Source organism: Vibrio sp. F13 (assembly GCF_020806305.2).
Classification (GTDB): Bacteria; Pseudomonadota; Gammaproteobacteria; order Enterobacterales; family Vibrionaceae; genus Vibrio; species Vibrio crassostreae_C.
Genome location: NZ_CP170177.1, coordinates 73,974 through 98,028 on the forward strand (window position 1 = coordinate 73,974; position 24,055 = coordinate 98,028).

14 protein-coding genes and 7 pseudogenes are annotated in these 24,055 nt (G+C 39.9%); 7 read left to right on the forward strand and 14 right to left on the reverse strand.

Annotation, left to right across the window (positions count from 1 at the left end):
• Window positions 1-230: 230 nt before the first annotated feature.
• Window positions 231-666: pseudogene (locus LMH68_RS23170) on the reverse strand (recombinase family protein); the annotation flags it as partial.
• 101 nt (window positions 667-767) lie between these two features.
• On the opposite strand from LMH68_RS23170, the gene LMH68_RS23175 reads away from it, so the two are divergent.
• From LMH68_RS23175 to LMH68_RS23185, 3 genes and pseudogenes are all read left to right on the forward strand, one after another.
• A complete protein-coding gene (locus LMH68_RS23175) occupies window positions 768-1,688 on the forward strand; it encodes an IS5 family transposase (protein WP_065583724.1) in 921 nt (306 codons plus the stop codon).
• A gap of 251 nt (window positions 1,689-1,939) precedes the next feature.
• On the forward strand, window positions 1,940-2,200 hold the full coding sequence (locus tag LMH68_RS23180) for a type II toxin-antitoxin system Phd/YefM family antitoxin (protein WP_069592240.1): 261 nt from the start codon (window positions 1,940-1,942) through the stop codon (window positions 2,198-2,200).
• Window positions 2,200-2,502 (forward strand): annotated as a pseudogene (locus LMH68_RS23185) (type II toxin-antitoxin system RelE/ParE family toxin). Before LMH68_RS23180 ends, LMH68_RS23185 begins: the two are co-directional and overlap by 1 nt.
• 36 nt (window positions 2,503-2,538) lie before the next feature.
• On the opposite strand, the pseudogene LMH68_RS23190 reads toward LMH68_RS23185, so the two are convergent.
• The 5 genes and pseudogenes from LMH68_RS23190 to LMH68_RS23210 form a co-directional block, all read right to left on the reverse strand.
• Window positions 2,539-2,880 (reverse strand): annotated as a pseudogene (locus LMH68_RS23190) (recombinase family protein); the annotation flags it as partial.
• A 568-nt stretch (window positions 2,881-3,448) separates the two neighbouring features.
• Entirely contained in the window at window positions 3,449-4,717 is a 1,269-nt protein-coding gene (locus LMH68_RS23195) for an RHS repeat-associated core domain-containing protein (protein WP_229648406.1), read from the reverse strand.
• 34 nt (window positions 4,718-4,751) lie between these two features.
• Window positions 4,752-8,594 carry a hypothetical protein gene (locus LMH68_RS23200; protein WP_413756259.1) on the reverse strand — a complete coding sequence of 1,281 codons (3,843 nt, stop codon included), beginning with the start codon at window positions 8,592-8,594 and terminating at the stop codon, window positions 4,752-4,754.
• Window positions 8,595-8,609: 15 nt separating this feature from the next.
• Window positions 8,610-9,671, reverse strand: a complete 1,062-nt coding sequence (locus LMH68_RS23205; RefSeq protein WP_229648408.1) for a hypothetical protein — start codon at window positions 9,669-9,671, stop codon at window positions 8,610-8,612.
• A gap of 1,098 nt (window positions 9,672-10,769) precedes the next feature.
• Window positions 10,770-10,973: pseudogene (locus LMH68_RS23210) on the reverse strand (virulence protein VsdF); the annotation flags it as partial.
• Window positions 10,974-11,181: 208 nt separating this feature from the next.
• Between LMH68_RS23210 and LMH68_RS23215 the strand changes: the two are divergent.
• Window positions 11,182-12,102: pseudogene (locus LMH68_RS23215) on the forward strand (IS5 family transposase).
• Between the two features lie 122 nt (window positions 12,103-12,224).
• Here LMH68_RS23215 and LMH68_RS23220 read toward each other — a convergent pair.
• Complete coding sequence (locus LMH68_RS23220; protein ID WP_413756230.1) at window positions 12,225-12,419, reverse strand: hypothetical protein; 195 nt, start codon at window positions 12,417-12,419, stop codon at window positions 12,225-12,227.
• A 566-nt stretch (window positions 12,420-12,985) separates the two neighbouring features.
• Here LMH68_RS23220 and LMH68_RS23225 point away from each other — a divergent pair.
• Together LMH68_RS23225 and LMH68_RS23230 are read left to right on the forward strand one after the other, a co-directional pair.
• Entirely contained in the window at window positions 12,986-13,168 is a 183-nt protein-coding gene (locus LMH68_RS23225; protein WP_229648109.1) for a transposase, read from the forward strand.
• 341 nt (window positions 13,169-13,509) lie between these two features.
• Window positions 13,510-13,640 (forward strand): annotated as a pseudogene (locus tag LMH68_RS23230) (IS630 family transposase); the annotation flags it as partial.
• Window positions 13,641-13,818: 178 nt separating this feature from the next.
• On the opposite strand, the gene LMH68_RS23235 reads toward LMH68_RS23230, so the two are convergent.
• Window positions 13,819-14,553, reverse strand: a complete 735-nt coding sequence (locus tag LMH68_RS23235; RefSeq protein WP_132968965.1) for a hypothetical protein — start codon at window positions 14,551-14,553, stop codon at window positions 13,819-13,821.
• A 406-nt stretch (window positions 14,554-14,959) separates the two neighbouring features.
• Complete coding sequence (locus LMH68_RS23240; protein ID WP_229648110.1) at window positions 14,960-17,014, reverse strand: hypothetical protein; 2,055 nt, start codon at window positions 17,012-17,014, stop codon at window positions 14,960-14,962.
• Between the two features lie 401 nt (window positions 17,015-17,415).
• On the opposite strand from LMH68_RS23240, the pseudogene LMH68_RS23245 reads away from it, so the two are divergent.
• A pseudogene (locus LMH68_RS23245) lies at window positions 17,416-17,590 on the forward strand (IS3 family transposase); the annotation flags it as partial.
• A gap of 119 nt (window positions 17,591-17,709) precedes the next feature.
• Here LMH68_RS23245 and LMH68_RS23250 read toward each other — a convergent pair.
• From LMH68_RS23250 to LMH68_RS23270, 5 genes are read right to left on the reverse strand one after another with little or no spacing between them, the layout of a single operon-like run.
• Entirely contained in the window at window positions 17,710-18,345 is a 636-nt protein-coding gene (locus LMH68_RS23250) for a LysE family translocator (protein WP_229648111.1), read from the reverse strand.
• An 11-nt stretch (window positions 18,346-18,356) separates the two neighbouring features.
• Window positions 18,357-18,761, reverse strand: coding sequence for a GNAT family N-acetyltransferase (locus LMH68_RS23255; protein ID WP_229648112.1), 405 nt, complete (start codon window positions 18,759-18,761; stop codon window positions 18,357-18,359).
• A gap of 2 nt (window positions 18,762-18,763) precedes the next feature.
• Window positions 18,764-21,589, reverse strand: coding sequence for a non-ribosomal peptide synthetase (locus tag LMH68_RS23260; protein WP_229648113.1), 2,826 nt, complete (start codon window positions 21,587-21,589; stop codon window positions 18,764-18,766).
• Window positions 21,590-21,592: 3 nt separating this feature from the next.
• Window positions 21,593-22,894: an aspartate aminotransferase family protein gene (locus LMH68_RS23265; RefSeq protein WP_229648114.1), complete on the reverse strand. Its 1,302-nt coding sequence runs from the start codon at window positions 22,892-22,894 to the stop codon at window positions 21,593-21,595.
• Window positions 22,895-22,904: 10 nt separating this feature from the next.
• Window positions 22,905-23,678 (reverse strand): hypothetical protein, encoded by a 774-nt coding sequence (locus LMH68_RS23270; RefSeq protein ID WP_229648115.1) that lies wholly within the window; start codon window positions 23,676-23,678, stop codon window positions 22,905-22,907.
• Window positions 23,679-24,055 lie beyond the last annotated feature (377 nt).

A 24,055-nucleotide genomic window follows, 5' to 3' on the forward strand; every position in this document is an offset into this window, starting at 1 on the left:
TGTATCTATGAAGCTAAGGGAAACACTGAGGAAAACAACAATAACGAGGAATTCTGAGGGTTTTACTTTTACAACTTGATGTTTCATTTAATAACTCTGAACAACAGAGCGATAACATTATTATCCATTATCTCGTTTTTGTAAAGGTTTAATTTGAAGTTAACATATATCTTCCTGCTGCCCTGCAAAATACGATTTTTTACAAATTCACCTACACTTTTATCCCGAGACCTTATAACAGTCGTCCGACTACACCCTAACTCTTTACTGAGCGCAGTTTATTCATGCCTTGGTTTGCAATCTCTTGAATGAGTTGGTGAGCGTCTTAGAGGTGCCTCCCTTCTGAGCGCGCGCTCTGCCCACATCACTGTTAATATCCAAATCGCCCAAGTAATGAAAGACCAAACCGGCTTTCTTTCTCGCTAGCTGCTCAGCAATTTGCAAAGCATCAATGGTATTACGATCAAAATACGGTCGACTTTAGTAACGTGAATAACATCCCCTTCCCTCGCAAAGTCCAGCAACAGGTTAAGCAGTTCTCTCTCTGGGGATTCCCCCCCCTCGCTTGCTCTTGGTGAATTTTTCATAACCTATAGCTTTAACCTGTTCAAGTTGAACGTCGAGCGTTTGGTCTTGAATACTGACACGGACATAGCCAATTTTCATGAAATGAACCCTAAAGTGAACAGGCTTTGTTGCGTAATTCAATGGAACTAAATCAAGAACCTACGATCTGATCAGCTCCCACCACTCTCTCTCGTAGCCTTATGCCTAAACCTTGTTACAAAACAACCAACTGGAAGCAATACAACCAATCGCTCATTAACCGTGGTTCTCTGACCTTCTGGATCGATGAAGAAGCAATAAGTGGGTGGGCGCAAAGCAAACAGAATAAGCGCGGGAGGCCACGTCGGTTCAGTGATTTAGCTATTACGACAGCACTCATGGTGAAACGAGTTTTTTCTATGCCACTGAGAGCGCTGCAAGGATTTATCGACTCGATATTTAGGTTAGCCCATGTGCCGTTAAGTTGTCCGCATTACACCTGCATCAGTCGTAGAGCCAAGCAAGTTGAGGTCTCATTTAAGACTAAAGCGAGAGGAGCGATACAACACCTAGCCATTGATGCAACTGGCCTTAAGGTTTATGGCGAAGGTGAATGGAAAGTCAAAAAACACGGGACGGATGGCAAGCGGAGAGTCTGGCGAAAGCTGCATATTGCAGTTGATACAAGCACTCATGAGATCATTGCCGCCGAGCTAAGTTTATCAACGGTTACAGATGGTGAAGTACTCCCGAACCTACTGAAACAAACACGTCGAAGCATCCTTGAGGTGTCTGGTGATGGCGCTTACGACACGAGAGCGTGTCGCGCTGCTATTAAGATGAAGCGAGCCGTTGCGCTTATTCCCCCAAGAGAAGGGGCAGCCTTCTGGGAGCGTGGTCATCCTCGAAATCTCGCCGTGGGTTGCCAGAAATTATACGGCTCAAATAAGTATTGGAAAGAGCGGTATGGATACCACAAACGTTCATTGTCAGAAACAGCGATGTATCGAGTTAAACAGTTGCTAGGAGGACGATTGAGCTTAAGAAATTACAATGCCCAGGTGGGTGAAACTTACGCGATGATAAAAGCGTTGAACAAGCTTACTGGGTTAGGTATGCCTGAAACTTGTCGTATTGATTAAGAAATACGCGAAACGGGGTTGTTCTATCTTTAAATTTAATTACGCAACAAAGCCAAGTGAACATTAAGATAGTTTTAATTAAGTGTACATATACATTTAAAAGACTAACTGGACAGTTCTGAGAGGGGTAACAAGTCGTATCCACTAAATTACACCTTTATGGACACGCCATTGGATTAACCGTATAACTAAAATCATACAAATCAGTTAAAGCGTTCGATTCGTTTATAATGAACGAAAAGGAGAATATTATGCAATCACTTACTGCTAATACAGCTAAAACTAAATTTGGCGATTTACTAATGAAGGCTCAACGTGAACCCGTACAAATCAATAAGAACGGTTCACCGGTTGCGGTGATGATGTCTTGTGAAGAATATGAGCAACTTGAAGCCCTGAAATTGATGGTGGTGAAATCGCGCTTCGAACAAGCAGAGGCCGATGTTCTATCAGATAACCTAGTCGACGGTGACGATTTCATGAATGCACTTGACCAAGGTAAATTTGATTAATGACGCAATATAAGCTTTCTTATGCAGCGCAGTCTGATCTCATTGATATTCGTCGCTATACATTAGAGCGATGGGGGCAAACACAATGGACCACTTACTTTTCAGAACTAAAGTAATCAATGGAATTACTGGCTAGCAATAAGTTGATCGGCATAGAAGTTTCAGAGTTGGGCCAAGACTACTTCCGCTTTCCTTTGAAGCACCATGTGATTTACTACATTCGAAAACAAGAGCTCCTCATTATTGCAGCCGTTTTTGGTAAGCACATGTCTCCCGCCAAGCACTTTTCACAACTCTCTTAACCCTTAGCTTCATATAGTCACGCAGCGTACTCGGCGCTTCACCCTCTCGGCTTGGCCCTTCAGTCTTCCGAGAATCATTCCGTTTTTCTTTCTGGCGGCGAGCGCTTCCTTCGTTCTCAGCGAGATCAACTCACGCTCGGTTTCTGCCGCAATTCCTAGCACCTTAGCGGTGATATGAGATTGCCTCGAGCCATATAACTGTAAGTTTTCCTTTGCAATATAGACATTAATTTTCTTTTTCATGCACACTTCGAGTACCTCTAGTACTTGTAACGTTGAACGTGCAATTCGACTGACTTCAGCAAACACAATGCAATCTCCGCTCGTCATCCCCTCTACTAACACACCTAACTTAAGTGGTCGCCATTTTATCTTGCCTATCAAGCCAAAGTGGGCAGCCAAGCACACCGATTTTAAGCATCATCCCCAACGACTCGCCCCTCGAGTTAGAGTTACTCCTACCAGCCCGTTCTGCTGGTTTTGTTCAACAAGGTGATACCGAGCCTGGGTTGCTCATTGCGAATGCGACAGCGATCGGGTTGCAACCTTCAATGTTAAAAGTGTCATATGCCAGTGAGATAAGCACTTCTAATACTAATGAAGGCCCAGACAAGAAGAGTGTTACATTATCGCTTGAGCGTGAATTCCCCCTCGATGATAAAGAACCAATAACCGGACGCTCTCACTCGCTGCTGCTTCAAGCTCAGTTGCAATGCCGGCATCCACCTGTAGTAATCCGCTACAATAATGAAATAAACAACCAGACTGGGAGAATATTATGTTTCCATTTGAACTAAAAGTTAGCCATAGGACGGGACTCGGCAAAAGGCCAGACAGAAGTTTTTTACTTTTACCCAAATTTGGCAACAACCCCTATCCCCACCAACTTACCTCTAGATTTTTTGTAAAAAAGCACATTAGTTAAAAATTACTGTCATTCTAACTATCATAACCAAGACGGATTCCTACCATAAATGACGAGTTTATTCAGGTTACCAGCCGCGGTATTGAAGCTATTGGTCACCCTGGCTAATGCAGGGGCTTGAGGTCTGAACACTCTCCCTGAAGTTGCGGGTAGGTTGCGGACGTAGTTACCTGGCCAAGCAACCACTCTAGTATTTAGATGATTGGCTAAAGCCTGCCCTTGAGAAAACATGCTTCCTCCGGTCGCCCCGAAACAGGTTTGCAAATTAAACCTCTGAACGCTTCGCGCGCCCTCTGGTAGATACTCCGCAAGCCGTCCAGCTGTTTTAAAACCATCTGGCGTCATGGTTAACCCAATCCCCCCATGGCTGTAGACATAATCGTCGGCGCTCCTGTAGATAGCTGCTGCTCTTTGATAACCTGGTGAGCGCTGCCTTGTTATGGTCGTGAGATCTTCAAGAGGGGACCAATGTCTTAACTCAACCATCTCCATCGCTTGGCGTCGTGTAGCCATCAATGCTCTTCTGCTACGAGCCACCCCGATCCCTCTTCCTGCCCCAAACGTTACAAGGCCTATTACCGCCCCAATTCCCGCATTTAAAGCGGCATCTTTGGCACTTGAGCCAGTCGCCAATTCAAGACCAAAGCTAACTGCACTTGACACAGAAGCATCAGCAATCGCGAGGCCCACTTGTACACTGGTTTTTGCTCCCGTTGCTGCCGCGCCAAATCCTCCTGAGATAAAGCCAAGTGCGGCCCCAATCCCAACTTGTTCCCATTCAAAATGCGTATCCGTCACTATCGCACGAATTCCTTCTGCAGTTGCGGAGATGCCCGCCCCTAGAATTGCCCCTACAATCGCCCCTATAATTAAACTGGATATCGCAAACTTTCCGCTGGGATCACGCAAATTCACAGGATCGCCAAAACAATAGCTATAGGAGTTACTCCCTCCCTCTCCAAAAGGACTCAACACATCTGCAGAATGGAAGCGAGTCAAACCTGAACTATAAATCCGAAAACCATTGCCTAAATGATATAGCCCTGAACCAATGTCGCTAATCTCACGTTCGCCATTAAAACCTAACCGACTCTGAGAAAATTTAACAGGCACAATTAACCCTGAAGATTCAAATTTTGATTTAAAGGCTTCGCCAGCTAAGAGAAATCTTGGAGTAAAGTAAATAAACGGGGATAAAGCAGCCAATGAGGTGGAATACTTGATAAAAGTTCTTTTTGATAGATCTATATATCTTTGATTAACACCGGATGAACCATAATTCTTATTCATGATAAACATTTCCTCTATAAATCACGCCTTCACCTCAACCTTGTCCATAGGGGGTGTACATTTTGTATTCTGTCGAAATAGTATCATCGCCATGGTGTGAGGTTAGAGTAGCGATAGCACTATGTTGGGCGTTTCCTAGTAAGTATTGATGTTCAGCAAGATGCACCGAGGTATCATAATTTGAAGGGCTGATATTAAACTTGAGGTACGAAGAAATAGTACGGTCCGTCCATAAACCACCCACGTTATGGTAACAAGTGTGCCATCCATCGTATAATTCGTTGACTATCTGGTCACCTTGATAATAAAGCTCCATCTTGGGTTCGTCTTGCCCAATTTGCGCCACTACACGCCCTTGAGCGTCGTATTCGAATTGATAAGACTTGTTGTTAATAGGCAGAGAAGTTGAATTCAATTGACCAAGAGCGTCATAATGATAAAGCGCCCCCCGCTCATCTTTAGTTATGTTTCCTGATGTGTCATAAGTTAAGTTAGCCGATTCAGAGTAGCTAATGTGGGTATTAGAGATTGACGTAAGACGCACCACGTCATCAGTATCATAAGTATATGTACAAATATTGTCGGTACCGTCTGAAAAAAACGTGATAAGTTTGGTTATATTGCCGTACAAGTCATAACTATATTGCTGTCGAATGATTTTGTTGCCAAATGTATCTTTGGGGTGTTCAAAGCCATCACACTGATAATCAACTAGTCGATGGAAATCATCGTATGACATTTTTTCAACCGTTGTTTTGTTGTCTCTTTCGAGTGTCTTTAGGCTGATTTGAAGTTCATCGTTATAAACTTGTTGCAAAGAAAACTGTAATTGAGAGTTTAGATGAACACTTCTTTTCGTTTCTAGTCCGACATCGTTTAATTCTAGTTTAATTTGAAGGTGATCATTTCCCCTATAAGTATCACATCCGACCAAGCGACTATAGTGATCATAATTTAAAGTGCTGAATGTATGGACACTCTCATTATTCGAATCTTGCTTAATATATTCGATATAAAACATTCTTCCGTAGCGGTCATAGCTGTATCTAACGACGTTACCAAAATAATCGTGCTTAAAATCCAGCCTGCCTGAAAGGTGATATTGTTCAAAGCTAAAAAGTCTAACAGACGTATTGGGGAAAAACGCCATCTCCTCTCTCGTCATCCCATCTTTAAAGTACACATAAGCACTGATGAGATTTTTATTCTCTGCACGTACTAGATGACCAGATTTTGCGTCGTAGTGATAGGTGACATTCAACGCTTCGTTGCCTGAAACATTATAGGCCGTGGCTTTCTTCAAATACTTATTGTACGTTATCTCGAGTTCATTACCATCCGCCATAACAACCCTCGTGGGAATTGGAGAAGCCCCGCTAAAAGACTGTTTTTCAGTTCCAGAACTCGACACTTCAGATACCATGCGAGATAGCCCGTCATACACCCTAATCCCAATGGTTTTATTATTAACACTGGTTTCAACAGGCAAAAGATCATGGCTGTAACGGACGTATTTTTTTGATATTTCAAGCGTTTCACCATCGTAGATTTGACGTGTTGAAACAACTCGGTCTGCGGTATCATAGGTGTATTCAACAGTATGACTTTTCTGGTCTGTGCTCGACACCAAGTTGCCTAAGGCATCATAAGTATTCTGGAAAAACGCTAACCGTTTCCCATGACTGTTGAGCAGCTCCTTTGTTAATAAGTTACCCATTAAATCAAAAGAACGAATTTCTGAAAGCAAACCTTGTATCGAATAGTTTATAGTCATCTTGACGGGGTTTTGCTTGATGACTTCTATCCTTCCCTCTGGGTGGGTGATTTTACTAAGGTTGCCTCTGGCATCGTATTCGTAGTTAGTTACCATTGAAGAACTGGTCGAAAAGTTATCAAATTCTTGCTGCTCAATCAATTGACCCAGGCTGTTATAGCTGAGTTCACTCAACACGATGAGTTGACCATTAAGATCACTTCGTTTTGTCTTAATGACCTTGCCTGCATTGTTGTAGTCTTCGACGCTTTGGATACCGGTAGGCTCTATGCTCTTCAATTGATTGAGCCCATCACCAACACGATAGACATACTTCACTACCGCTTCATAATCCGTCCCTTCCGCCTTTATCTCTCGAGTCCGCCTACCAAGAAGATCGTATCGACAACTTGAGATAACTCCTTCACTATCGACCCACTGAACGGCTTCACCACTCTTTAAATCATGCTTGACTTGGGTGGTAACGACTAAATTATCATGTGTTGTTAGTGCGCTTGTAATTTCAACATCTTGGTCGGTATAACGGTACGACAAGTCCTTTCGTGAAACAAAATCATTGATAAAAGTAGAGGTTTTTTGTAATTGACCATGAGTAAGCTCTTCAACATTGTTAAAGTAAACATAATCTACACGACTCAGAGAGCTCTCTTCATGTTTAAGGACGACAAAGTTGCCTCCTCCGATGCGGGGTAAGGATTGGTAGGTGAAGACACTTTTCCTCTCTTGTTCATGACTAGTAATAGAGGAAGCTGGCTGGAAAGTTTCTTCCTGCAGGAAGGCAACAAACCCATTAGGCTCTGGAGGGCATGCTTGACCCTCTCCTGAAGAGGTGTAATAGACTCGCTTCGTTTGATCACCATTTATCTCTCGAATTAAGGTTTGATTCCCATAATCATCGTACTGATACTTATGGACAAACGTTCTAGAATCAGAATCTTCATAGTGAGTTTCATGTTTTTCCTTCAGAAATGAGTAATTGGCTGGTTGATGCTCAATACTGGTATTTATCTCCGCGTAATAAACGTACTCTTCTTTTCTGTAAAGAACCTCATTGTGGCGATATTCTATAGATTTTTGTAAATGATATTTATTATAAGACCGTGTTATGGATTGCGTGCTATTTATTTTCTCGACACTACTATACTCATAGTCACTCCTAGATTTGAATAGAGTATCTTCTCCATTGACGAACGCGGCTTCACTAGCAAAACCGAGATAGTTTTTATCTGAATAAGTATAGTTTGTTACTCGGTCAGGTTGATTATTCCCAGCGACAAATCGATGCATAGTCACATAAGGGACTTTACTGACCGGCCCACCGCTCGGAAAGCTGTGCCCTTCATTTTGGTAAGTGAGGATTTCTTTCAGGCCACTGGGATGAGAAAAGACTGTCAGGAGATCATAGTTAATATTACTCAGGTATTCGTACTCAAAAGTGATATTCGACTCGTCATCAGGTAAATGAAGCGTTGTTAATCTTTTATAAATACCATTGCTTTCTTTATCAACAACCAGTGTTTGATAGGTTTCTCCACCTACAACCTGTGTGACCGTTGTTTTTAAGTCTTCAGACCAATAATCTATCCGTAATTCTCTTCCTGAGCCATCCGTTATTTTCCACAATTTGCTAGTTTGGTCACTCTCTCTATAGTGGAATGTTGTTTCCAAGCCTTGGATGGAGGTGATCTTTTTCAAGGCTCCCGTTTCATAGTCTATCGATTCTACAATCCCACTTTTATAGATAACATTAATTTCATTATTACTGAGAGAATAGAGTAACTTAATATCTTTAATTTTTCTGTATGGGAGTTTATATTCATTAGTCTGATGATTATAAATCGCTTTATAATTTTGTCCTGAGCTCAGGTAAATAATACTATCTTCTTTGTCAAAACGACTGAAAGAAAGAAGCCAGCCTCTCCCAAACCCTTCATCTCGAACACTTTCGGCACGATAGTTTAATACCAAGGAAATGGGAGAACCTACGGTTTTATGTGATATAAAATCAGCGAGCCTTATTGAACATATATAAGCCCCAGTCCTAGGATTGACACCTGAATTATTAATAATTGAGAAGTTATGTGCATTCGATAAAAAAGACATTTTATTAATCACCTATTAATTATGTTCACTATGTATTCTTCTTAAATAGTACCCTTCCTCGAAATAATCATTGTAGCTAGTTCTTGAAAAACTAAAGTATCCTCTATTGCCAAATTTATCTTCGAAATACACTATTTTTCCATCAGGACTAATACTTTGGTTCCAGTCATAGGGAGGAAATGCTTTAGAGATGTTAGCAGAGTTGCTGCTGTAAATACCGCGCCCAAATGAGCTGACGAATATAATGGCCTCATCTGTATTGAGATCGCCATAGACAACCCGGTCTTTCCAGCCAGTGTCATAGGTAGTTGAAAATGGTATGTTGATATGGCCAGCATCTGTATCATATATCCAGTATAAGGCGGAAGAGGACTGGCTGTTGCTATAAGTCCCCAGCAACCTATGGTGGTCATTATTAAATCTCAGCCCCCCTTCTTGCCAAACTTTCTGGAGCGTAAAATTGTTAGGCTTATACTTATTGAGATGAAGAATGGCCCCATCACTCCATCCGCTATTGCTTGTTTCGTAGGTAAAATCTGAACTGGTAAAGGTTCTTGGGGTCAACAATTCGACGATGGCAGAAGATTTGTTTGTGGTTCCATTACAAGTATTTTGGGTAAGAGATTCACCAGTGATATTATTGGTGGCCGTCGCTTGGACACACAGATGATAAACATCTGCACGGTTACCTGAAACAAACTTAGAAACACTCCTATAGCCTTCTCTTCGTCTGTTTCGGTTACTTCCATCCTCAAGCCTGATATCTAATACATACCCGCTGTGAGAATCTGAGACGGAGAGCGAGTCAATCGTTTCCGCCGTATAGAGTTTTTTGAGACTTGCATTGTCAAACGTGTAATTAGATTTCAACTGATAATAAATTTCAATTTCGGCCTGCATTCTATTATTGGCGTATATTTTAGAATTTGGCGATAAATTCACATAGGTGCCTTCAAGATAAAGCCTCGAAAAAGGTTCCTCTCTAGGTCCAGTGGAAGAGCAAAAAGCGCTATTAATATTAAATAAAAAAGCGAGTAAACATAGTTTTTTAAATGAATTTGTTTTTAGAAATTTCATATATTATATCCCATATTTGACCACAATGATAAAATATATATTTAATCATTATTTTTATAATAATTAATTTATAATTTATAATTTATAATGAAAAATTTAGAAAAGCGCAGTAATAATGTATATACAGAAGAGAGTTTTAACGAATCCCGCCCTCTGGCCAACTTTGAGTTCAAATGGCAAAACTTCGCCCTAACCTCCTTCTTTGGTGTGTTCGCTGGTATGCCTCTACGACTTTGAGCTCTGCCAATCTAAGTTATACGTTGGCCGAACACGGCATCCTTGTTAATCGTTCTACGATTTACAGCTGATTGGGGTATTGAACACATTTCCCCGAAAAATTCATCCTCCATCTAATTAGTAGACGATTTGGGAATCTTGCATGCCAATAGCGGAACTGGTTACATCTCAACAGAAAAATGTCCTCAGCAGTACTCATGTTCTTTAGGTTTTAAGCTCGTTACTTGATGGATTAGAGGTTGATATCGAAAGGGAAGTCCCACAAGATCCGTTGAGAGCAGTGTTTTATTTTCTCATTAGTTGCTCCCGGCCAGCTTCCATGACAGTAACCATCAACGATCTCATATGTCGTTTTTTTCTTTTTCCTATTTTGCTCAGAACCCCAGCAGAACACATCACTTGATTTGGCATTCACACATGCTCAGATTGTTACGGTGTTCACCTTAACTTCGCCGATCCCGCCTAGAACCTCTCCCTTTAACGCCCTCCTTAATTCGTGAAAGGGCGACCTTAGCCTACGTCAGACGTGATAAACTTTATAGCTCTTAGTCTTCTACAACGGCAAAAGGCAAATCATACGCTCCTTTTTGCATAACTTTTCGGCATAATTAAACCTAATTCTAGGTCGGAAAACCCCAAGCGGGCTAATTGAACTGGCCCCAAGTTTAGAGAGAGCTTTACCTGCCCTGATTCGAAAAGAAGAAATCTGAGGGTTGGGTGGTAACACTCACTCGATTACGACTTATGTCTTCCTCTGGCATAGAACTAGCAGATTCTCCCACTAAGTATTAGGCTCGTCCCTCTGCCGTGTATTGGACTCGCCCCGAAGGAGCCTCTGTCGCGTTTCTACTTCGCTTTCTACTTCGGATTAAAGAAGTTATTAAAGCCTTGGTGAAGATTAAGCACAGATTGCTGGAAGGCGATTGAATCATATTACTTCAACCATTGGTATTTACGCGATTTCTTGGCAACTGCAAGTAGTGGCTTGATGTCCTTTTTAGGATTCAGCGTGACACCATGCTTGCGGTGCATATGAGACTTTAAATGTAGAGCTTTGTTATACGCTTTTTTGTTATACGCTTTATAGCTATAACAGTTTCAACCGACTCAAATCTGTGCGTACCAGCTGTAACGAAAAACTCTCTGGCTATATCTACTTCCTCGCCATTCAAAAGCCTGCAGGCTATGCCGATAGGCTTTGTTGCGTAATTCAATAGAACTAAATCAAGAACCTACGATCTGATCAGCTACCTCCACTCTCACTCGTAGCTCTATGCCTAAACCTCGTTACAAAACAACCAACTGGCAGCAATACAACCAATCACTCATTAACCGTGGCTCTCTGACCTTTTGGATTGATGAAGAGGCGATTAGCGGGTGGGCGCAAAGCAAACAGAATAAGCGCGGTAGGCCACGTCGATTCAGTGATTTAGCTATCACGACAGCACTCATGGTGAAACGCGTGTTTTCTATGCCACTGAGAGCGTTACAAGGATTTATCAACTCGATATTTAGACTGGCCCATGTTCCATTAAGCTGTCCGCATTACACCTGCATCAGTCGTAGAGCAAAGCAAGTTGAGGTCTCATTTAAGACAAAAACGAAAGGAGCGATACAGCACCTAGCCATTGATGCGACTGGCCTAAAGGTTTATGGCGAAGGTGAATGGAAAGTCAAAAAACACGGGACAGATGGCAAGCGTAGAGTCTGGTGAAAGCTGCATATTGCAGTTGATACAAGCACTCATGAAATTATTGGAGCCGAGCTAAGTTTATCGACGGTTACAGATGGAGAAGTCCTCCCTAACTTATTGAAACAAACACGCCGAAGTATCCTTAAGGTGTCTGGTGATGGCGCTTACGACACGAGAGCATGTCACGCTGCTATTGAGATTAAGCGAGCCGTTGCGCTTATTCCCCCAAGAGAAGGGGCTGCCTTCTGGGAACGTGGTCATCCTCGAAATCTCGCCGTGGGTTGCCAGAAGTTATACGGCTCAAATAAGTATTGGAAAGAGCGGTATGGATACCACAGACGTTCACTCTCAGAAACAGCGATGTATCGAGTTAAACAGTTACTAGGAGGACGATTGAGCTTAAGAAATTACAATGCGCAGGTGGGTGAGACTTACGCGATGATAAAAGCGTTGAACAAGCTTACTGGGTTAGGTATGCCTAAAGCTTGTCGTATTAACTAAGAAACACACGAAACGAAGTAGCTCTATCTCTAAATTTAATTACGCAACAAAGCCTATCCTCGCCCTAAAAGCGGGCGAGGATTTACGGAGAAATTGCTAACTGGAAATTGAGAACCTCAAAATTATCCTATAAAATTTATTCCTAACGAAGCCGCAAATTCCACCTGCTTCCAGCTCGATTCTAAATCACGATCATTTTTAATCCGACCTAGGCGACTTGCCCCTCCCTCCTCTCCTCGACCACCTACAACCATAGCTAACATTTCTAATTCTTCTTGCGATAATAAAGGATGATTGTCAAATATAACTCGTTTCATTATTAAACCCCTAATTTTATTACTAATAATCTTAAAATTAAACAAAAGAAATTAATTTTAAATTATGATTACATTTAAAAAATTAATTAATAAGTTAATAAGTTAATAAGTTAATGTAAATTATATTAAAAAAAGAATAACCTTGAATTCTAATTTCAGCACCGAGCCTACTGCATAAATACAACGTTGCTAATCTTCTTTGAAAATAACGTCTAACGCCCAGGACTCTGGCTCTCAATGTGCCAAAGTTTTCTTGTCGCTCTTGAGCGGCTTTGTTGAAGCGCTCATTTAATCGCCAATTTTTGAGTTGAGAGCCTTTTCCTATATTCTTATCATACCTTGATGTATTCACTCTCATAATCATACCTTACAAACACAATCAATCCAGGCGTCAACACTTCAAAAAAACACACCTACCGACAAACCAATTATATTGCGTGACCGAGGGCGGATTGATATCTGATTATCAGGCGACATTATGGATAATTGGCAGAGTGAGCAACGCACTTATGATGGAACAGGCTCATCCCCAATACCCTGATAGCACAATAAGAGCGTGACATTATTTGAGACTGGTCTTCAAACAGCCCCTACGCCAACTTCAAGGTCTCATCGATAATCTATTAAAAAGAATGGGGGACGCAGATCTAGCCTGTCCAGACTATACCTCTCCTTCTAAGCGCTTATCTCAACTAGGTCTTAAGAAGCCCGCATTCAAATCCACATATAAACCGAATGAGGGGCCGTAGGGGCACTGTGTGAAAAAATTGATATAGATGCAGACCATGTTTCAGCGGATAAAATGGACGATACCGAGGACGTCTAGGACGCATTATCGAGCAAATTTCCTGAAGCCGATATAATCATTCCTCCCAAAGATAATCTGCTTGCTGTCGACGCTCGCAATCCTAAAAGGATGAGAAATTTAGTGGCGTATCTGCATTAGGTCCCCAATTACACAGTAGAGACTTTGAAAACAACAACAGGAAATGATGCTAGCGGCATGATTTACACAGCTTGGTATGCCCGACAGCTACCGAGTCGCTTAATGATGTCAAAAGACAAAGTGGGTTGAGTACTGCAACAAAGCCACGAGAAGTCGAGAAACAACGTTTACTTCAAAACTAAACGAGACTTCAAGGCGGCGATAGACCAATTTTTTCTGTGACTCTTCCAGAGATCGCAGGCTCTTTGGCATCTCAGATTAATGATAATTTTTAGGTACTCAAACCTGCACCTTCAAGTTGATTCAATATATATGTGCTATGGGTGGGCTTTATTCTGTCATAAAAATCCAATTTTAATGCGAGTTATCTATATATTTCTGCTGCTTGCTTTGACATCATAATTATCTCTTTCAGTTTGGCTTTAGCGACCTCTTGCGCCATGTAATGCCTAACTAAAAGCAGTTAGGTGTTGAAAAACCCATCCTTCGATAATTAGTCTCAAGAACATCCGAGATCATAAAAGCAGTAACCTTCTTTATTTCACCTCCGCCTTTCTTTAAATCTCGAATTATCTCCCTACCATTTTCAACACTCGCTCTTTTAACCGCTCCCGGTCTATTAAGCCTAGTGTTAACAATGTTATCGGGGTCTGACATCACTTGAGATATGCTTCTTTTTTCTAATGCAGTCCAATCCTTAACCTCACTAATCACTACATTTTCACCTTTATATGAAGTTGAAAAGTATAATTTATTAGAATCTATTACATCTGAGCCCAAGGTATCAGAGGCACTTTCTAAAAAATCGTCATTGAACTGCAAAGCCTCTGTTACGCTACTTTTAGTACTTTCATTTGGAAATGGTATTTTACCTTCCTCAATATCAGCCAAAATATTTTTGTTCTTTTCAAGCATACTTTTTACATTCTCATATAGCTTTTTCCTAGCTTCTGAATGTTCCAAGGGTTTATCTAAAACTAACTTTTCAGTAGAGAAACCGACTTTTGAAAGCCTTGCCTCCCCATTTTGAATTATTATTTTCGGCCTGATCGAGTCTAATTCACTTGGATTTATTTTAGTTACATCAATTTCAAGACTCCCAGACATCGAGCTAAATGAAATTGCAGAGAGTAGCAATATCAAAAATGTATTTATAAGATATTTAATTTTATATTTTCTTCCCATCATGATTCACCTCTTCAAGGAGTAATTGGTCTATGGTAATCCGGGGAAAGGAGAAGCAAACCCATTGTAATTCCCCTCAATAACATCAGAAACTACAAAAGCGGATATTCACCTAACGTTCGGATTATTTGACTTAAAATCTCTCACCACACTTCTATCTGTTTAGCACTGCACCTTTAAGAACCACATTAGTATTTACAATGTTGTCTGGATAACATGACGCAAGAGAAATACGCTTGCTCTTAACCTTAGGTCGCTCGAACGTTAGACATCAAAATGGATTATCCTTTGATTTAATTAAACTAGTGCCTCTTCCTATAGTCTTGATTTTTAGTTAATCAACTCAAAAAAATCATTTTTAAAACTTTATCTAAGATACTTTTTCCCTGCTCCCATCACAATATTCGACCTAATTGGCGTGATGCAGGCGCATGGGTGGTCCTGTTTGAGAAACAGGAACCCATAAATTGATAGTGTCATCAAGGTACCTAATTATTTTATTATTATCTTCATCTAAAAAAGGAGTTGAGTTAAACGCTAGCCAATCAAAGTTTCCGCTTGAATATTTATGTACTTCTTGAGAAGAGTAATTTACGAGTTTACTGTTTTTATTTAGCGCAACCAGGTCGTCACGTAAATCGCTCAAGATTACAGCAGCGGCTTCATTTTCCCAATCACTTAACTTTTGTAGCTTCTTCACGTAATTATCGATTAATGCGCCCACAACGTTAAAGTAACTATTTTGAATAGAGCTAGTCATTTGAGCATAATCAATGAATCGTAATGATGTCTCATAGTTATCACCACCTTGTAGACTCATTAATGAAACAGCATCATTTAATGCAACATCTACCTTTTTCTTTAGGCTTCCATCAGCCACATGTTTATCGATTTTCTCAATAAGCGAATTTAATTTTTCTTGACTGATTGGCTTTAATGAAATTTCTGATTTATCTACTAATTTAGTATTAACCAGGTCTTTAGCTGCATGATAAGAACTCATAATTTTGTTTTTAAGGGTGGAATGTTCCTCTCCAATTTTCGAATATGCATCATTAATTAATTTTGTAAACTTGGTCTCATCAGTCACATCGACGCCTTGGCTAATTAGTGACTTTGTTATGGCAAAAATAAATGGAGCAACATCAATTTTGGATTTAATATCATTCATGACAGAGCCTTGAATTATTGAGCTTTCAATTGGCATAAATATCGATATAAAAATAAGAAAACCTTCTTCAATCTTTACCTCTGAATAATCAAGGTTTTTCAAAATATGATGCCCAAAATATAACCAAGAATAGTATTTTTTTAGAACATCATTATATGGGGCTATCATTGATTCCTGAAGACTATGGATAAATTTTGTATCTGTAAGCATATCTTTGAATTCAACAACAAGATGATCGCTATTGTCATATATTACATCTAATGTCCTCTCTAAAACTGGGAAAAATACATCATTCAACCAACGCATATTTGGTATTGCAACATTTTTTATCGATTTTGAAAATCGGATGCTGTTTGTGCCTTCATATGATGGATGGAAATTTGCATTATTTAATGGGACATGTCCGAAACTGCTTATGTATTTCTTCCCTGTCAATGAGGTTGAATACCAGTATTTTAAATTTTCCTTTAATCCGATTAGGTGGCTAATAGTTACTGGTAATTCACTTGAAACGAATTGCGTGGTTATTGGGGTGGATACTGTGTTATCTTTGAAATATTTATCTACTCTATTAGAGTAATTATCATTAATCAATCTATATGCTAATTTGTGGAAACTGTTTTTATATAATTCAACTGTTAATTCTCCAAAATGTTTATATTCATAATTATAAATCTCATCATTATCACCTCGGATTATTTTTTTAAGCTTTAGTAGTGATGCGTCTGTTTTATCAATTGCTTTTGAGTAGACACCCATCAAAGTGCGATCGGACTCTTCCATCTTGTTGATGACCCCAGCCATTTTTATATCACCATAAATTGCAATCCCTTCAGCGATGAGAACACCTATAACTGGGTTTATAGCTTCCGCAATTGACTCGGAGAAAATTGAGCCGATAACTTCCCCTGCAATTTCCGGGGCTATGTAGGAGCCCAAAAGAACGGCACCACCAGTGATTTCATCAGCATTTTTATTTTCTATGCCGTCAAGCAATTCTAATCCACCACTTACAACGCCAATAGCTCCACCAATTTTCTCTGCCAACTCCATTGCTCCGGTTTCAAATTCTGGTATAACCTCACCAATTTCTTCATTAGTAATCTTTTGGCCAATGGGAGTTTCTTTTTCTGATATCGGTGAGATGTCCTCTTGAAAATCATCAACCTCTTTTTCAAGAGTTGTAGTTTTACATGCTTCCCCCTCATCCAAAATAAAATAGAAAGAGTTAGCACTATTGGCAAATAATACCGCTCCGATTGATAGTCCAATAGTGCTTATTTTAAACTTCATTGTCCATTCCCCCGCCTAAAATATGATTTTTTGAAAATTTTGATGGAATTAAAAAATTGGTAAAACTGACAATAGACTATTTCAATCAATCAATAAGAACATTTAAATAATTTATGTTTTATTTATATTGAAAAATTATCATCTTTACTAATTCAAGGAAAAAGCATGAGCCACACCAAGAGTTTTTGACTCTGAGTTAAGTGAGAAAGAGCTTGCGGTTGAAAATGCAGCTAGAACAATATTAGTCAAAAACAAGATTATATGTAGTAAAGCGGAAAGGGCTTTCAATAAAGGAAATACAAAGGTGTTTGAAACATTATATAGTTCGTTAACTTTACCCAATTACATTCAAAGACCTTTCAGTTATGACGTAAGTGTTGATATAGGGGCGTCAACGCCAGTTTTTCCACTTAATGAAAATAGAACGTCCAATACGAGCCGATAATGACGAGAGAAGATCTGCGCCAAGCACTCTTCGAATACATCGAGGTTAATTATTACCGAACAAGAAGGCACAGTGCACTTGAATATCTAAGTCCAGTAATTTCTTGTCACTTAGCAAACCAGTCAGTCTGACAAGTGTAGAGCACCCTTATCAAATAGGAAAACACTTATTCATATGAAGGTAAGACAACTTTTCCCTCACCAAATTTTTGTGAAAGAAAAGACTCTACAAACAGTTACGCTTCCCCAATTTATAGACTCGTCGAAAAAAGATAGATAAGGTAAAGGCTCATTAAAACAAAGAAAAATCCTGCAATTTTATTGCCCCACTGTTCAATGTATCTTGACACTATATGTGCCCGCATCCAGTAACCAATGACAGCATACATCGAAAGCACTAGTGCCGTCGAAATACCGACAATCCCCAAACAGATCATATAATCACTGATATTACTATTCGTAAGGTCAACAAAACTAGGTAAGATAGAAGCATAAAAAAGGATAGTTTTTGGGTTCCCCATAGCTATAGATAGCCCGGCAAAAAATTCCTTTGTTGAGAAATCAGACGTTGAGATATCGGTTTCACTTAAATGAGGAGAAGCCGCAATAATTAGACTATAGCCTATCCACCCTAAGTATATGGCACTAACAAATTGTACGAAGTGATAGATTCCTTGGACGCCGTTCTGAGCAAGTGCCGTATTGATGCTAAAATATGCAATGCTAAAAAATAACATAGCACCTATGACAATTCCTAAGGTCGTTATTAAACCCGACTTAAGCCCGACCCCCATACTTTGAATCATCACTAGCAACACACTTGGACCAGGTACTATTGATAGTAGCGTAATTGAAGCTGTAAATAATAAGATTGTGGTAATGTCCATGCCATTGCCTTTTAATGGTCTGTGCCTACGTAAACCCACATAGGTTTAATATCTGCAACATGAAAGCCAAACTTCTCGTAGAATCTAAATGCTTGATTATCACCAAGTAAAACTTTTTGATGGAAGTGTTGGTATTTTTTCATGGTCTTGCTCATCAATTCACTGGCAATACCTTTCGATTGATACTCTGGAAGTACTAACAAATGGCTCACGTACACAACTAAATAGCCATCGGAAATAGTTTTTACTAGACCGACCAAGCGTCCTTCTGAGTAGGCGCAGTACAGTGTGTGAGCCCCATTAAGGGCGAGCATAAGTTCATCAAGTTTATGTGCCGAACTCCAACCTACAGATTGATAAAGTTCAAAGACATCCTGACGTTCAGGAAGAGTATTACAGGTGTATTCAATTATCATTATCAGATTTCCTTTAAGTTTCGATGTAAATAATCATTATCAATAAGTGGCCAATAATGCGCTGATTTTCTCGGTTCTAAGTGCTCACTAGATTTATCGAACAGGTGCCACTGTTCGTTTTCGTTGGCACTCATCAACGCATCAAGAATCAAAATATCGTGTTTCTCCAAGGTTGAAACCGATGATTTTGTGATTATCTGATCAATAATATTTTGGGGTTCTTTGTATTGTATAGAAACCTGACTTGGAAGAAGGCTCTCAAGCAGATACCTAAAATCGACTTTTTTACTAGGATAAAGAGCCAATATTTGGGGGGGATAAGAAATCTCTAATTTAGAATTAAAGATTGAGACTATCGCCGAGCAAGCTACATCGATTGGCGTATAAGATACATTACCATGGTTGATAACAAGTTGGTTTAGCGACTTAAAGACACGTAAAGAGGAAACTAATAAAGAATTGCTATTCGGCACTTTATATTTGTCTGATGGCATCAATTCCCCTACTCTCGAAATCGATACTTCTATATTAAACTTAGTGAGTTCTGTGACTCGCTTTTCTCCTTCAAACTTAGTCTGGGCGTACCCACTCACTTCAGCGCTCGAATTATTGTTTATCAATTTTTCAACAGCCAGACTCGACACGTAGTGAAATTTACGTGCGTTTGCACGAAGAGCAAATTTGCATACTTCTGTTACACCTTCTGCGTTAGTTAAACGTAATGCTTCTGAGCTCTTGTTTAAGTTAACGACTGCCGCCGTATGAAGAATATGAGAAGTATGAAGAGCCAACTGATCATACCTTTCCGAAGATAATCCCATCTTATCTTGCGTGATATCACCAGCTACGACTGTTACACGCTTCCAATCAATTTGATTCTCAATTTTGTACTGTTTTGCACAATCAATTAACCTTAACTTTGCGTTTTCGTCAGAACTTGCTCTCACCAAACAAGTTGCTTTATGACTACTCTCTACGAGCAATTCACATAATAAATGAACCCCGAAATAACCACTTGCTCCAGAAATAAAAACGGATTCAGTAAATGATAGGTGACTAACTGGTCCTGAATACATTTCAATATTGGTCCTGAATTCTTTAGTCGAGCTACTGGTAACCGAAGATTCCAATTCACTAATCGTTAATATACTGGCTATGTCTTTAGATGAGATCCTTTTCCCTAGCTGTTTTTCAATATCTATGGCTATGCAGAGCAGATTGATTGAATCAATCCCTAGTTCCTCAAAACTCTTTTCTGGCGCGATGTCAGAAGAGACACAATAGTTGGACAGAATATTAACAAGTTCGGGGATAAGGCTGCACTCTGCTTCAGTGTCCTTGAAAAGCTTCAGAAGACTGGCTCTCTCAATCTTTCCGTTGTTGTTTCTTGGAAAATCATCTACTTTTACTATTCTTTGGGGTATGAACTCCGAAGGTAAACTTTCAGACAACGTTTGGCGTACATCTTTTTCATCTACGGCCGAACTCCCAGTTACCACCGCCAAAATTTGTTTAGAGTTAGCATTTTCATCTACGGCGACTTTAGCGCATGAAATGCTTGGAATAGCCTCGAGCGCCATTTCAATTTCTGTCAACTCAAGACGAACTCCATTCAATTGGACCTGGCTATCTTCTCTCCCATGGAAAAATAAGACCCCATTCTCAAGGCTTCCTATATCACCCGTTAGATAACAGGGTTCATAATCGCCTGAACTACGCCTAATACTTCTAAACTTGAGAGTTGTTAATTCTGGAAGACCAAGATAACCGAGCCCTAAACCAACACCTAACACAGCAATTTGTCCCAAGACACCTGGTTTATTTATTTCGTTGAGTTGGTCGTCCAGCACTACATAACTAGTGTTGGCTATAGGAAGACCCAGTGGAACACTATTCTCCTCGTTCCCGTTAAAGTGATGAAACACGAAGCCAATGGAAGCTTCTGTTGGTCCATATGTATTAGTGACTTGGATCCATGGACACAATAACCTAATAGTTTTTATCAACTTGAGAGATACCTCTTCTCCCCCAACAAGAATATTCCTAAAAGACTTAAAGTAGTCACTCCCTCTGGCCCTAGAAGCCATATACTGTAGATAAACCCCTAAAACAGAAGGGACAAAGTCTGCCATTACAATCTGCTCTTCCCTGATAGTATCCAATGTTGCTTGTATATCAAGAATCCCTTCTCGCATTGGAATAACTACTTTGCCACCAGTCGTTAACGGCCACAACAATTGCCAAAGTGATGAATCAAAAGTATGTTTGCTATTTTGTAAAACTGCATCACCCAGCTCAAGTTGAAAAGCTTTGGACATGACGTCAAACCGGTTGGCTAACCCTGCATGCTGATTTAGGCAGCACTTTGGCTCGCCAGTGGTTCCTGATGTAAAAAAACCATACGAGATAGCTCCAGGTTCAGGTAATTCAAACGTAATATTCTGGGTTGGCAAATTTACAGTATGGTCGTAATATATACTCGTCTGACAGGCATATTGCTTGGTAGTAGCTATAACTATCTCGGAATCAATAGTCTTTAACATTTTGGCCATTCTGGCCTTCGGGGTATCTACATCTAAGGGAACAAAAGCACCACCGGTCATCCAAACCGCCAACAATGAAATAACATAGTCAATTCCCCCTTGTGAAATAATAGGCACAATAGTTCTTGGGGAAAGACCAGCTTCTAGTAACTCACTTGACAATTCCTGAGCATGGCATATTAAATCAACGTAACGTATGCTTTTACTACCTTGTTTAATCGCTACAGCATCAGGGGAGAGTTGAGATTGATGTAGTATTTTTTTTAATACAATATTAGATGACATAACTTACTCGTGGCATATGGTGTTTAAATGAAAGGCTATTAATTGAGCTAACTCAAGTATTTGCTGCTCCGTGTGTTGACTACAGAAGAACAGTGGCTCTTCTATCGTTGGTGGAATTAAATAGCCCTGCTCACAGAGTTTTTGATGTAGCGAGGAAAAAATGGTTTGATCTTGCTTCTGGACGTCATCCAAAGAGGTGAGATTAGTCAACGACTCAACAAGTATTAAGCTAACCAATGGTCCTTTCTTTACAACATTGAAGTTGATACCGTACTCTTTAAATTTGTAACTCAACTCTCTTGTAAAAACGTCAGTAATCGCGTCAAGTCCTTCATAGACACTTCCATCTTCTAATGAGCGTAACGTACTAATCCCTGCGGTCATTGTCAGTGGATTCCCAGCGAAGGTCCCACCTTGGAATACACCACCTTCATTACTAACTTGCGCCATAACAGAATCTGAGCCGCCATATGCGCCAATTGCTAGACCACCACCTATTATTTTGCCAAATGTTGTAAGGTCTGGATAAATTCCCAACTCATTTGAAACCGGACCAAACCCAAATCGGTATCCAGAGACAACTTCATCAAAAATCAGCAGTGAATTTTGTTTAGAACATAATACTCTCAGTGTTTTTAAGAACTCTATTTGCGCTGGCACTAACCCCATATTAGTGGCAACGGGCTCAATGATCACTGCAGCGATTTCATCACTGTACTGGCTAAAAATCGATTTAATCTGCTCTATATCATTATATCGACAAGTAATTGTGGCGTTTTTGAAACTTGAATGTATGCCGTCCGTGCCGAAATTATCAGAAATTTCCTTCTTATTAGCACCACTTAATATAGTGTCACAATGACCGTGGTACCCACCGGAAAACTTCACCACTATTTGTTTCTGTGTAATCCCCCTAGCTATACGTAGGGCAGTCATTACAGCCTCAGTACCGCTGCAGGTGAAACGAACTTTGTCTATGTGCTTTGAAGAGTTAACTATTATCTTTGAAAGCTCAGCTTCACTCCTATGAGTTAAGCCAAGTACCAATCCCCTAGATGCCTGCTCTTTGATCGCGTCAACCACACAATCGGGTGAGTGACCCAGCAAACAGGGACCTAACCCCATTATAAAATCGACATAACGAGTACCCTCAGAATCCCAAATATATGAACCACTCGCTTTATCAGCTATGATCATTGGCGTGGTTACTTCAGAGAATTTTCGCCCTGGTGAATTTGCTCCACCCGAAATGTAAGTGGCGAGCTCCTTGATAATAGTGTGACGTGATCTGTTACTGTGCTTCATAATGTCGTCCCTAACTATAGATATCTAGAGTTGTCTCAATGGACAGCTCTCTTTCAAGATCACTCGTTGAAGCCCAATCCATATTAACGATCAATCGACGTGAATCTTTTGTCAGAGGGTGCACTCTGTGTAATGTCGTTCCGGATTTGAAAAAATAAAAACCGCCCTTGTTGAAATGATAAGACTCAATGGCATTATTAGTAATGACGTCATAAACCGCGGGATTTTTTTTATCCCACTTAGTATTATGAATACATTGCGTGAACCCACCACACGACGCGTCCGGAATATCAATTAACCAAACAAGACCGAAACTGAAATCGTCCCAATGCCACCCATGAGTATCACCTTTCCGCTCAAGTAATGAGATTGCAATTTGCTCATCTTCAATTGGGCATTGGTGAACGATTTCACCAGCTATATGTGAGAGAAAGCGTCGGAATGGTCTAGAATCATAAATGGCGGCAATTAAAGGCGAATTTTCACGGCAGATGGTATTTCCTACTGTGATCATGTTACGTTCGGTATCCGAAGTTTCTTTGACAACCAAACTTTTTCGCTTGCCATAATGTTCCACTAAGTTTGATGCTTCCTCACTCAATTCAAGCCACAAATTTTCTGGCAGTATATCGGCGATGCAAACCAGAGGCTTTTTTGAAAATTGGGATTGAAGCTTACAAATATCTGCTTGAGTTAAACTGTCTATAAAATTCTGAAAAGCAGCGTCAATCCTTGATTGTCCATATTGCATGATGAATGTATCCTCATAAATTAAAGTTTTCATGCTAGATTCGAGTTTATAAAAATCAAAGAATAACGCTTAAATTCCGTTTTTTAATGAGGGAAGATAACTATTTATCCAAATTTATCTGCAAATGAATAAACAATTTATTACGTCTGAAAAATATACCTTTGCAGTCATCTCTTAAGGCGCGACCCAGAACAACGATAACAATACAAATATAACTAGTTGGAGTTTTCACTCAAATATCCTTTGAAACTATAATAATGACTAAAATAAATGTGACGACTGTAGTCATCTTGATAAAATGCTTAAAACCCATCAATTAAACAATTAATTTATGATTTAATTTATTCCCCTCGGTTTTTTGCGCAACTCAATGGAAATAAGTCAGCAACCTATGATCTGAGCAACTACAT

Bases quoted from the DNA above. Each gene is read 5' to 3' on its own strand.
- LMH68_RS23195 (WP_229648406.1), bottom strand. From the start codon at position 4,717: ATGAATAAGAATTATGGTTCATCCGGTGTTAATCAAAGATATATAGAT.
- LMH68_RS23250 (WP_229648111.1), bottom strand. From the start codon at position 18,345: ATGGACATTACCACAATCTTATTATTTACAGCTTCAATTACGCTACTA.
- LMH68_RS23175 (WP_065583724.1), top strand. From the start codon at position 768: ATGCCTAAACCTTGTTACAAAACAACCAACTGGAAGCAATACAACCAA.
- LMH68_RS23220 (WP_413756230.1), bottom strand. From the start codon at position 12,419: ATGAAACGAGTTATATTTGACAATCATCCTTTATTATCGCAAGAAGAA.
- LMH68_RS23235 (WP_132968965.1), bottom strand. From the start codon at position 14,553: ATGATGGGAAGAAAATATAAAATTAAATATCTTATAAATACATTTTTG.
- LMH68_RS23270 (WP_229648115.1), bottom strand. From the start codon at position 23,678: ATGAAAACTTTAATTTATGAGGATACATTCATCATGCAATATGGACAA.
- LMH68_RS23255 (WP_229648112.1), bottom strand. From the start codon at position 18,761: ATGATAATTGAATACACCTGTAATACTCTTCCTGAACGTCAGGATGTC.
- LMH68_RS23265 (WP_229648114.1), bottom strand. From the start codon at position 22,894: ATGAAGCACAGTAACAGATCACGTCACACTATTATCAAGGAGCTCGCC.
- LMH68_RS23200 (WP_413756259.1), bottom strand. From the start codon at position 8,594: ATGTCTTTTTTATCGAATGCACATAACTTCTCAATTATTAATAATTCA.
- LMH68_RS23180 (WP_069592240.1), top strand. From the start codon at position 1,940: ATGCAATCACTTACTGCTAATACAGCTAAAACTAAATTTGGCGATTTA.
- LMH68_RS23260 (WP_229648113.1), bottom strand. From the start codon at position 21,589: ATGTCATCTAATATTGTATTAAAAAAAATACTACATCAATCTCAACTC.
- LMH68_RS23205 (WP_229648408.1), bottom strand. From the start codon at position 9,671: ATGAAATTTCTAAAAACAAATTCATTTAAAAAACTATGTTTACTCGCT.
- LMH68_RS23240 (WP_229648110.1), bottom strand. From the start codon at position 17,014: ATGAAGTTTAAAATAAGCACTATTGGACTATCAATCGGAGCGGTATTA.